At 46.1% G+C, this 10,861-nt stretch carries 9 protein-coding genes; 8 read left to right on the forward strand and 1 reads right to left on the reverse strand.

Going from position 1 to position 10,861, the window contains the following annotated elements; all coding sequences use genetic code 11:
* Positions 1-191 precede the first annotated feature (191 nt).
* The 8 genes from C6H04_RS07815 to C6H04_RS07850 all read left to right on the forward strand — a co-directional run bounded on the left by C6H04_RS07815 (position 192) and on the right by C6H04_RS07850 (position 9,428).
* Entirely contained in the window at positions 192-1,778 is a 1,587-nt protein-coding gene (locus tag C6H04_RS07815; protein ID WP_104732825.1) for a coiled-coil domain-containing protein, read from the forward strand.
* Between the two features lie 73 nt (positions 1,779-1,851).
* Complete coding sequence (locus C6H04_RS07820; protein ID WP_158653837.1) at positions 1,852-4,380, forward strand: hypothetical protein; 2,529 nt, start codon at positions 1,852-1,854, stop codon at positions 4,378-4,380.
* A gap of 9 nt (positions 4,381-4,389) precedes the next feature.
* Entirely contained in the window at positions 4,390-4,974 is a 585-nt protein-coding gene (locus C6H04_RS07825; protein ID WP_104732827.1) for a hypothetical protein, read from the forward strand.
* Between the two features lie 42 nt (positions 4,975-5,016).
* Positions 5,017-5,292: a hypothetical protein gene (locus tag C6H04_RS07830; protein ID WP_104732828.1), complete on the forward strand. Its 276-nt coding sequence runs from the start codon at positions 5,017-5,019 to the stop codon at positions 5,290-5,292.
* 2 nt (positions 5,293-5,294) lie between these two features.
* Positions 5,295-6,302 carry an HNH endonuclease gene (locus C6H04_RS07835; RefSeq protein ID WP_104732829.1) on the forward strand — a complete coding sequence of 336 codons (1,008 nt, stop codon included), beginning with the start codon at positions 5,295-5,297 and terminating at the stop codon, positions 6,300-6,302.
* Positions 6,275-6,697: an SMI1/KNR4 family protein gene (locus C6H04_RS07840; protein WP_104732830.1), complete on the forward strand. Its 423-nt coding sequence runs from the start codon at positions 6,275-6,277 to the stop codon at positions 6,695-6,697. The genes C6H04_RS07835 and C6H04_RS07840 overlap by 28 nt, the downstream gene beginning before the upstream one ends.
* A 9-nt stretch (positions 6,698-6,706) precedes the next feature.
* Positions 6,707-6,934 carry a hypothetical protein gene (locus tag C6H04_RS07845; RefSeq protein WP_104732831.1) on the forward strand — a complete coding sequence of 76 codons (228 nt, stop codon included), beginning with the start codon at positions 6,707-6,709 and terminating at the stop codon, positions 6,932-6,934.
* 10 nt (positions 6,935-6,944) lie between these two features.
* Entirely contained in the window at positions 6,945-9,428 is a 2,484-nt protein-coding gene (locus C6H04_RS07850) for an FtsK/SpoIIIE domain-containing protein (protein WP_233711897.1), read from the forward strand.
* Positions 9,429-9,612: 184 nt separating this feature from the next.
* On the opposite strand, the gene C6H04_RS07855 is transcribed toward C6H04_RS07850, so the two are convergent.
* Positions 9,613-10,731, reverse strand: coding sequence for a DUF2130 domain-containing protein (locus C6H04_RS07855; RefSeq protein ID WP_104732832.1), 1,119 nt, complete (start codon positions 10,729-10,731; stop codon positions 9,613-9,615).
* Positions 10,732-10,861 lie beyond the last annotated feature (130 nt).

Raw genomic sequence — 10,861 nt, forward strand, 5'->3', positions numbered from 1 at the left:
TTATAGAAGAAGTGATGAATATGTTGTATGAGTGTATTGTTTATATTGTATAGGATTAGAGTCGTCGATGGTGTGTTGTTTTTTGTTTTTTGGGTAGTAGGTGTGTTTGGTGTGGGTGGGTTGGTTGGGGGGGGTGTGCCGCCTGCCTCGGTGTGGGGGTGGGCCGATGGGTTGGGGGGGGTAGACTGTGTGTGAAGCGGGGGGGGGGGGGAGGGGGGGGGGGGGTAGACTCTGCTAGCCAAACTGTAGACTGCACCCCACAAGAAAACTCACCCCCTTTAAAATTCCAAGATTGTTCTCAACATGTATCTCAGCCGTGCGGGTACCCCAACCCCACTTCTGCCAAGCCCAAAGAGGAAATAGAGAGCAAATTAGCAGGTCTTGAAGTTTTCATTGAAGATCTTGCAAAAATTGTCTTGGGTACAGAGGTAACATATCGTTGCTTAAGTCTTAAAGAGCAGCAAGACAAAATCCAGCGCACTATCCAAGCCATTGTCAATCTTACGCTCAAAACACCAGAACCCAAGCCCACAACGGACATTCTAAATAGCAAGCTTTATCAAGATTTGCAAAGGGTTTTAGAAATAGAGCGGGAAAAAAACAAGAGCTTTGGGGATAAAATTTTTGGGATTCTTCGCTTGTCTAAAACCGATTCTAGCGACCCTGAAGCCCAACTCAACGAACTGGAAAACCAACTCAAAACAATCATCAGAGCCCAAGATTTAGAAACAGAACTTGATGATGAAGAACGGGCACTTTTAGAACCACACGAATTAGAGGCACTAAATACCAAACCCCGGACACTCTTAGAGGAGCTACAACTGCAAATGAGTAAAAAGAAAGCCAAGATCAAGGCGTTAAACAAGAAAGTTGAAAAGCGCGAGAAGGAAATAAAAGAGTTAAAAGGGGAGCTTAAAGACGCCAAAGAGGATTTAGAGAAAGGGCTTGAAAGTGCCAAAAAGGCGCATGAAGATAAGAAAAAAGAGTTAGAGGGTGAAATCACTCGTTTAAACGGAATGAGTGATCGCCAACTTATTAAAATCAAAAACCTAGAAACAGAAAAAAACGACCTAAGCACCCAAAAAGACGATCTTAATACACAACTCGGAGCAACGCGAAAAGAGAAGGCAGATTTAGAAAAGGAGCGCGCAAGCCTCAACACGGCACTAAAAAACAAGGAAACTGAGATTACAGGGCTTAAAGCGCAGGCGCAAAAAGATAGCGCAGAAATCAGCACCCTTAAAGAACAAGTGAGCCAAAAAGAGGAACAGATCAGGGGTTTAAACGACCAAAATGCACAGCTAAAAACTAATGTGGAAGCACAAACAAAGCAAACACAAGAGCTAGAGGCAAAGTTGCAAGGGCTACAACAACGCTACGCCCGCCTAGACCCCCTTTTAAATTTGCAGGCTTTGGTGCACCAATCGCCCACAATTGCTAGGCGTTTGGAGATCGCCCCCGAATCAGATGTTAGCGCCCTCCTCTTTTCCAAACTCTTTAAAAATCCGCCCTTTATCCTCGAAGTGATCGCTAAAGAAATTGCCAAAAACCCGGCAGATCAAGACATTTTGATCGACTTCTTTGAAACCCTCTTTGCCATGCCCTTGCCCGGGCGTTTAGAACGCTTGCAAGTCCAAGAGGGCGACAAATTTGACCCGCAACTCTGCCAAATGCGCGACACCAGTCAGAGCATACAGGGTAGTGTGATCAAGGTCCTCTTTCAAGGTTACAAGGAAGAGGGCAAGATCAAGCACAAAAGCCTCGTAGATGTGTGCTAAGCGTCTGTGGCTGTGCCGCTTTTTTCGCTGTTTCAAACAAAAACCTAAACAAAACCCTAAGAAAGGAAATATTTTGGATTTAAAAGACACCAAACTAACCCTAAATTCTTTGAGCCTGAGTGCGCAACACCCTCTAGCCCAAAAATTACGCGCATTGAGCAAGGAAGGTAAGGCGTTTCAAGAGAGTTTTAAAGAGTTGCAAAGAAAACTTGCCATCACCCTCAAAGAGGCGAAAGACAATTTTAAGAGTAGCATCAATGACGAGTCTAAAAAACGCTTTTATGAAATGCTAGAGACCATCATCAACGCCAACCCTGAATACCCCTCCGCAGAGATTTTAAAGATCATGGAGGAGTTAAAAACTTGGCAAGAGGGCGGTATCCGCTTTGTAACAGAGGAGCAGTTAAATCGGGTAAAGGCTTCTTTTAAAGCCCAACGAATCAAGATCGAAAAGGAAGCCTTTGAGGAGTTTAAAAAGTGGTTGTTAAAAGTGGATCATATTGCCATTGGCGTGGATGCCTATAACCCCACCCTCTTAGAAGACCCCAACTCTGGGCACTGGGACATTTACCCAAGTGTTACTGAAGATAACCCCAAAAAAACCACTATCAACCCCCAAGTTACCACCTTTGAATTCGACACCCCCCTACAAGCCCGCCACCCCCTCTCAAAGGGCGACATTAAGAAAGTGCAAGTGGCGATCGACTTTGGGACAAAAAGCACCACAGCAGCTTACTTAGACCAACAGGGATATAAAAATCTGATCTCCATTGGCACAAAGGACACCACCGGGGAAGCCCTAGATCGCGACTACGAAAACCCAACCTTTATGGAATTTAGGCGTTATAAGAAATTTTGCCAAGAATATGGCGCGCTTCAACACCGCCCCTTTACAAACATTGACGATCTCAATATCGCGCACGGAGCGTTTGAAAACTTTAAAGGTGCGGAGGGCAATGACTATTACCGCTTTTTTTACAAGCTCAAGCAATGGGCGGGGACTTCGGGCAATGAATTTAAGGTTATGGATCTAGACAAACAGCCTTGGGATTTGGGCGATTTGTCAGATTATGGCGTGGGCAAACCCAACCCCATTGAAATTTATGCCTATATTTTGGGGCGTTATATCAATAACATGCTTGACACGGGCGGGGTGTATCTAACTTACTTTTTATCCTACCCGGTCAAATACGAAAAAGATCAAGCCGAGCGCATCCGTAGTAGCTTTGAGCGCGGGATTAGAAAATCCTTGCCTCATGGGATTTTTGATAAATACAAAAACAAAAAAGGGGAGGAAAAGCAGGAAAAATTGCGTGTAGAGTTGCGCGCGAGCGAGCCAGCCGCCTATGCCATCAGTGCGTTGCAAGCCTTTGGCTTTGATCAAATCAGCGCGAGCGATGCGATCAATTACGGGGTTTTTGATTTTGGCGGAGGCACGACAGATTTTGACTTTGGGGTGTGGGAGGAGAGCACAGATCCTAAATATGCCTTTGAGTTGCACCACTTTAACCCGGAGGGGATGAAGTATTTAGGAGGAGAAAATCTTTTAGAACTTTTGGCCCTCCAAGTTTTTAAAGAGAATTTAGAGGCCATGCGCGCTAAAAAATTTGTGATCGCCACGCCCAATTACGATCCTAGCCGCATGGACACGCAACAATTACGGAATTTGCTCAGCAATTCTAGGGAAGGGCGGCGCAATTTGCAAACCATTGCTCACGAATTGCGCCCCTTTATGGAAAATTTGAATACCGAACATGAGGAATTAAAAGAGGAAATGCTCGATCTCAATCTTTTCCAAATCGATGGGGGAGATGATAACGCCGAGCTGAAAATCAATTATGAAGCCCTGTTAGAAACTCTTAAAAAGGAAATTGGTTTAGGGGTGGAAAACTTTTTCCACGCTCTTAGAGTCGCCTCCGAAAAGATGAAAAACGCCACCACCGTGCATATTTTCCTAGCTGGTAATGCGAGTCGCTCGCCTTTGGTAAAGGAACTTTTCTTAAAAGAAGCGGAAAAAGAAAGAGCTGCCTTTAAACACCGCCAAAGCCAACAAATTAGCAATAAAGAGCCCGAAGACATTGTCTTTGAGCTTTACCCCCCACTAGGCACACCTGAGGCCGATGCCAAGATTAAAGAACTCACCGGGCACGACCCAGAGAGCGCGCCCCATCGCAAGGTTACCTGTAAAACAGGGGTAGTCTTTGGCTTGTTGGATAGCCGCGATCGCCCCAGAGGGGGGATTCGCATTTGCTCTGAAGTGTGCGCAGACACCGGACCTCAATTTAAATTCCACTTGGGCTATGAGAAAAAACGCCATTTCCAATTACTGATCAACAAGCGCGAAATGCAAGTGGGCGCATGGGTGGAATTGTTTGAGGAATTTGAGGGGGATAGCGTGGAGATTTTCTACACCGACAAACCTAAAGCCACTTCTAACCAGATGGCAATCCATGAGAGCAGTCGGCGCACTATCCACTTGGATGAGGAATATAGTGAGGCGTTGTTGAAAGTGGTGAGCGTGAACACCGACACGATCAAGGTGGGGATTTTTGACAAAGAGGGGGCGAGTTTGTATGAGAGCGAAGAAATCCATTTAGACTAGGGAGCGGTCATGAATAGCTATGCCTATGCGTTTGTGTTGTTTAAAAACCAAGTCTGTGTTTTCAAACACACGGGGACAAAACTGCTCTTTGTGTGTTTGGAGACGCTCGAGGCGGACTTTTGGGAGGATTTTATAGAGCGTTACAACATTGAGGCAAATAAAGCCAAAGACTTTGCCTTTGTGTGGGATAACAAAGACCCTAGTTTGCTAGATAACCCCCACTTCCAGCCACAATTAAATCAAAGAAGCCTTTGGAATCGCCAACACATGCGCGATCTACTAGATATTTTGGATCGCCAACACCAATTACGCGTGAGTTTAGAGGATTCTATGGGGCGGATGTTGGAGGGCGGAAGTTTGCTTTTACACACTAACGCGTGTTTAGAATTACAAGAGATCAAATACGAGAGCCCCCGCCCAAGCCAAAATACAGAGTTATCGGCATGGCAGGAGGATCAAATGCGCGAAACTGAGCGTTATTCGGGTAAAAAACCCAAAAAAGAGTCGCTCCCCCAAGCGCGCGACACTCCCCTTAAAGTCAAGACGGATGGAGGCGAAGGTGCGCCTAAAGAGGGCGAAGAACCCAACCACTAATTTTAAGGGCGGTGGGGTGGGAAAAAATTTTAAGGAGTGCACATGCAAGCACATGCGGATTATCGGGAAATTAGGGATTTTGCGCACTATTTACAGCGTTTTACCAGCGATCTTGGCGATAATGTCAGGAGTTTAAATGGCGAGTTTCACAAGTTGTGCGACACATGGGATGACGATCAAACGCGGAGTTTTGAGAATACCTTGAAGGATTTAGAGGTGTTTTTAAGCCGTTTCAATGCTGAAGCGGATGAGCAGGCGCGCTGGCTTCATGAGGAAGCTAATATCCTCGAAGAGTATGCCAATAAGCGCAACCGCTAACCATGCTAACCGCAAATGTCAACACCGAGCAGGCGCGCCAAGTTGTCCACACCATTAGATTGTTTCGCGATGGTTTGCAGGAGAAGACAAAGGCACTTGGGCAAGCCATGCAAGAGCACTATAACAAGGTTTGTCAGGAGTACCAAAACGCACAGAGCAAGTTAAGCCAAGCGCGTAGCGCGTTAAACTTAGCTAGGAATACTGAGATGGGACTTAAGTTAGCTTTAGCAGGAGCCATGTTCATTCCACCGCCCGCGCGTTTCGCTGCTGTGGCAGCAGCTACTGCGGCATTGGAGATTGCCAAAGCCAAGCGGGAGGATTGCGAGAGAAAAATACCACCCCTCGAGCAGGCAGTACAGATCTTCCAAGAGGAGGTAAAAAACCTTGAAAGCCTCTTACAGGAAACTTGGGAGGAAACCAAGCAATTACTCATCGCCTATGATGAGGAGCACAACGCGCTATGCCAACGCTTAGAAATGGCAACAGAGCTTGTTGAGGAACGCTACAGCATCCCACCCCCAGAGTTTCAACAACTCATGCAACAAGTGGCAGACTTACAAAGCCAGCTAGAACAAGCCAACGCACAAATTGACATAGAGCAAGCCAACGCCCGCTATCAAGAGCTTTTAGAAGCGCGTAAAGAGGAATTTATACGGGGTGAAAACAATGACATGGGCGTGCCCTTTAGTGAGTATCATTTGCCCATTTTTCCAGCCGTCTTTGCGACTACTATCGCACTTAAAGACTTGGATGCGGATAAATCTGTGCACCATTTCTATGGGATCAAGGCTCTTCAAAAAGCCCTAGAGGAACAACCAAACTTGCAAGAGCTCTTTGATGAGGAAGAAAGATTACAAATCCACAAGGGGCTAACCCCCAAGGGCTATTTGTGGCATTTTGATGGCAACCCGCCTTTGGGCAATTTGCAATTAGTGCGCGAAGAAGTTTTACTCAGAGTCCCCCACACGAAAGGATACCCACTATGGCAACAATACAAAACACAAGTGTGAGTGATTGGGAATTTGTTGTGCCCTTAGAAGATTCCGGGCTAGAGACGGCACAAGCTCACGCCCATGTAGAGTTTAGCCCTGAATTCGTAGAATTTTTAAGACGGGCAAACAACGCCATTCCACACAAGCGCAATTTTAGCATTGGCACGCGTAGCTACCAGTTTAAAAATGTGCTTAATTTCAACACAGAGGGCAAATGTCTCTTTGCGTTTTTCATGGAAACTTTAAAAGAACACCTAGGAGCTGGTCAAATTGTCTTTGGGAGCGATGGTTATGGGGGTTATTTTTTGCTCGACACAGCCACAAACAAAGTGCATTTTTTAGACAGTGATACGGGCGATAAAATCCCTTTAATTGATTTTGCCATGTTTTTAAAAAAGCTAGAGAGTCTTTAGGAGTGTTGGATGTATAAATTTTATGATGGTAGCACCCACGAGTGCAAACAGATTCAGAGTGCGTTATTAGAGGCGATGGATGATGTGTTGGGACACAGATTGAGCACAGAAGTGTTTGAACCCATGCTCAAATTATGCCACCGCTTAGAGGAATGCGAATTTGAGGCTAATCGTCGCACGAGTGCGATTGAAAGCCGCTTGGCTCAAGCGCGATCCTTGGTCTCTCAAGCTGGATAAAAGGATAAATATGTTGAACACTGCTTTACAAGGTTTAGATCGCGCTGTGGCTCAGGTGCGCTTTGAAAATAGTCCCCTATTTAAAATTGAAGAAAGTTATAAGGAAGTGAGTCGGGCTAGGGATGTGATTCGTGCTAACCAACCCCAGTTAGGCGGAAAACTTGCCATTAATGAAAGCCAAAGCTACCCTGAGTTTCTAGCTCTGGGTGTGTTGGAAGTGGGCGAAAACACCCCACAAGGCTTAGAGGAGAGCTTTGAAAAATTCTTTGTCCCTAAAACCTATTCCTTCCCTCCGCCCGCCCTCTATGGCAATAGCCCAAACACGCCTAGATTTTTACGCGAAGCTTTTTTGCGTCTAGTTTCTACCATCCCCCTCACCCATTTACAAGTGGTCTTGGTGGATGCGTTGCAATTAGGCGGAGTGTTTGCGCTGGCACGGCGGCTTTTAAAAAAAGATCACGATTTCATCTATGGGCAAAAAATTCTAACCGAGAGTGATGAGATCAAGCAAGCCCTAAAAGACCTTTATGAATATCTAAAGACCAATTTACAGGAAAAATTAGCGGGCTACAAAGATTTTATGGATTACAACCGCCACAATGCCGATCGCTTAGAGGTGCGTGCCCTGTTTTTAAGTGGGGTGGATGCCCTAGATTCACAAAGTCGGGTGTATTTGCAACACTTGGTGCGTTTTGGCGCGGCTAATGGGGTGCTATGCTTCATTTACAGCCACAGCGAAAAGGAGGAATGCTCCAAAGAGGACCTCTCTTTAAATAAGACTTTAGAACAATATGGGCAATGCTTTGAAGCCCCGCCCATAGATTTGAAACATCTCAATCTCAAAGTATTACACGATTCAAGCACCTCTCAAGAGCATTTAAACGCCTTTGCTAAAGAGGTGGCGCATTATTACAGCGAGCGCAAGCAAATCAAGCGCGAGGTGAGCGCGTTACAACAAGCAGAGGAATTTTGGAGTAAAAATAGCACGCATATTGTGAGCGTGCCCATTGGTTGGGACAAGGACCATAGAGAGGTGTTATTTGAGATCGGAGGCGATCAAACCCAGCACCATACTTTAGTGTGCGGGCGCAGTGGGAGCGGGAAATCCAATTTTTTAAATGTCTTGATCCAAAACTTGGCTTTTTACTATTCCCCCGATGAATTGCGCTTATTCTTGCTAGATTACAAAGAGGGCGTAGAGTTTAACGCTTATGCTAATCCCACTTTAGAGCATGCTATGCTAGTGAGCGTGCAAAGTTCGGTGTCTTATGGGATCACCTTTTTAGAGTGGCTCAATGCTGAGATGACGCGCCGCTCAGATGTCTTTAAATCCAACCGCGTCAAAGACTTCAAGGAATACCGCACACGGATTCAAGAGATCATGCCTAGAATGGTGATGATCGTTGATGAGTTTCAGGTTTTATTTGCCGGAATAGGTAAAGAGAGCGATAAGGTCGAGCAACTCTTAACCGCCTTGCTCAAAAAAGGGCGCAGTTATGGGATACACCTCGTTTTTTCTACCCAAACTTTGCGAGACTCTAGTATTCCCGATCAACTAAAAGCTCAAATTGGCAACCGCATGGCTTTGGCGATGGATGCGGATGATGTGGATCGGATTTTAACCATTCCTTATACCATGCAAACAAGTTTGCCAAAGGGAAGCCCGGAGGCGATTTATAATAACAGTGGTGGCTCTCCTGACTCGCACACGCACATGGTGATTCCCTATGCCGCTAATGAAAAACTCCCTGACTTTATTCTCAAAACCAATAAAGAGGCTAGGGAGCGCGCTTTGCAAGAAGTCCCCCACAAACTCTACAATGGTGAAGAGCCCATTTATATGCCTGAAGTGCTTGAGTTGCAAGGCACAAGCCTACAGCTGGGCGTGGGCGTGGATTACGAACAAAAAGACTTTGTGCTCTGTTTTGGGGCAAATCGGGGCGCGCATTTACTCATCGTGGGCGCGGACCTGCAAGCCCAGCTCAACTGGCTTAAGATCATTGGCAGGAATGCCCAAACTTTGGGCAAAAAGCTTTACTACTATCATGCTAACAGATCTTTAGGCGCACACATGCCCGCCCTACAAGATTATGGTATCGCCCCCACCCACACCAGCGCACAGATGTTTGTAGAGAATTTAGAGCCCGGGAGCTTGATTCTCATCGATTCGCTTGATGATGCCAGCGACCTACACAGCGAGCGCGAAGGGCAGCTCAAGCAGTTTAAGGCTTTTTTAGAACTTGCCATTGACAATGACCAACATTTCATTATTTTTGTCAATAATCTCAAAAGGTTGTCCAGTATCGCGCGTGAAACGGATTTTGTAGTGGGTGAATGCCAGTATCGCATTGTCTTTAAAAGCAATGCCACTGACTTAGCACGCGCCACCTCCACAGACATCAGGGACGCGCTCCACCCCCTCAACGCCCGCTTTTATAACACGGCCACAGATGAATACCAAGACTTTAGGCCTTATGCCCAAAACACCCTTTGATATTGATGTTAAGGGAAAAACCAGCCCTTTTTTGAGCCCCTGTTCTAATGATAGGGGCTCACCGATTGCGCGCTAAAGCCCAAGCCCCCAACTTTAGTTATGGGGAGTCTGAACAATACGGAACCCCTATGTTATTGCTACGACATGGGTGGGTGTCTTTGTTGGCACTTTCACTAAAAATTAACTACTCCACCCCCAATTTTAGGGCTTCAATAGGCGCAATCGCATTGCCTGCAATCCCCTCAATGGAGCCGCGTGTGCGCGCTGTGATAGCGGCAATCTTTTGGATTTGTTTATGCCGTTTAGCCCAGAGCTTTTCCATCGCTTGCTTTTCTTTCTCCAAATCTGTTTGCATTTCTCGAAAGGTCAAGAGGGCATTTTCCACCTCTTTGGCAAATTCTGGACCTACTAGGTAATTATAGAGCTCGTGGATCTTATCTCCTCTGTGCTCTTGACTCTTCTGTGCCCATGCGCGATCGATAATCATCTGGCGCAAAATCCCACAAAGTCCCTTAAACTCTTGAAAAGTGCAGATATAGACTCCCTGATACAGCCCCATGCGCTCCATCGATTTAGGTAGGACTTGGGTTACCAACACTCCGATATGCGCCTTAGCCTCGCGCATGTCCTGTTTAAATTTCTCGATCCACTCCTCATTAAAACTTTGAGTGCGTTTGCTCTCATAGCAAATCACGCCACAATCTTGTAACTTGTAGTCATGCACAATTTGCACGCAATCTCCCCCCTTGCGCCCTTTTTTGATTTCTTCAATACAATCTAAAGGAAAATTCTGGTGCAAATACTCTTCAATAGCGATTTCTTGGACTTCGCCTTGGAGCTGTTGGGAAGTGAGTTGGGCTTTTCGCTGCATCTCTTGGGCCGCTTTTTCCAAGCGTGCCACTTGCATGTCTTTTTCTCTGAGTTTCAGCTCATATGTGGCTTGCAAGCTTTTCTCCATCTCCTCTTTTTGCACTTGCAACTGCGTCGCATTTTGTGCCAGCAGGCGCGCTTGCTCTTCTTGCATTTGGGTTTGCATTTGACTGCGTTCTTGATCTAGGGCCTGTTGTATCCTCTGCTTGATCTGCTCCTCTAGGGCTTGTCTTTGGCGTGCGATCTCCTGCTTTTGGCCCTCAACATCTTTAAAGGCCTGTTGCCACTCCTGGCGTTTTTGCTGGAGTTCCCGTTCAAAGCTTGCTTTTTCCTGCGCCATTTGTCGCTGGGCATCTTGTTTGGCCTGTTTGGACAAAAGCGCGCCTATTTTGATGGTGCAAGCACAATGCGGGCATGTAATGGTATCATCCATGTTTATCCTTTCTAATGTTTTAACACACTCCCCTAGCTTAGTTGCTTGGCTTAGTGGCTTGCAAGATTACCAGAGACTTGCATGCTAGGCATGTCTTAGCTCCTCTACTTCAAGAGTTAAGCCCTCTCTC

Origin of the sequence: Helicobacter salomonis (genome assembly GCF_900197775.1) — a bacterium.
Lineage (GTDB): Bacteria > Campylobacterota > Campylobacteria > Campylobacterales > Helicobacteraceae > Helicobacter > Helicobacter salomonis.

What these genes read in the sequence shown, in the direction of transcription:
- C6H04_RS07825 (WP_104732827.1), top strand. Translation starts at nt 4,390, where the DNA reads ATGAATAGCTATGCCTATGCGTTTGTGTTGTTTAAAAACCAAGTCTGT.
- C6H04_RS07840 (WP_104732830.1), top strand. Translation starts at nt 6,275, where the DNA reads ATGGCAACAATACAAAACACAAGTGTGAGTGATTGGGAATTTGTTGTG.
- C6H04_RS07845 (WP_104732831.1), top strand. Translation starts at nt 6,707, where the DNA reads ATGTATAAATTTTATGATGGTAGCACCCACGAGTGCAAACAGATTCAG.
- C6H04_RS07830 (WP_104732828.1), top strand. Translation starts at nt 5,017, where the DNA reads ATGCAAGCACATGCGGATTATCGGGAAATTAGGGATTTTGCGCACTAT.
- C6H04_RS07835 (WP_104732829.1), top strand. Translation starts at nt 5,295, where the DNA reads ATGCTAACCGCAAATGTCAACACCGAGCAGGCGCGCCAAGTTGTCCAC.
- C6H04_RS07850 (WP_233711897.1), top strand. Translation starts at nt 6,945, where the DNA reads ATGTTGAACACTGCTTTACAAGGTTTAGATCGCGCTGTGGCTCAGGTG.
- C6H04_RS07855 (WP_104732832.1), bottom strand. Translation starts at nt 10,731, where the DNA reads ATGGATGATACCATTACATGCCCGCATTGTGCTTGCACCATCAAAATA.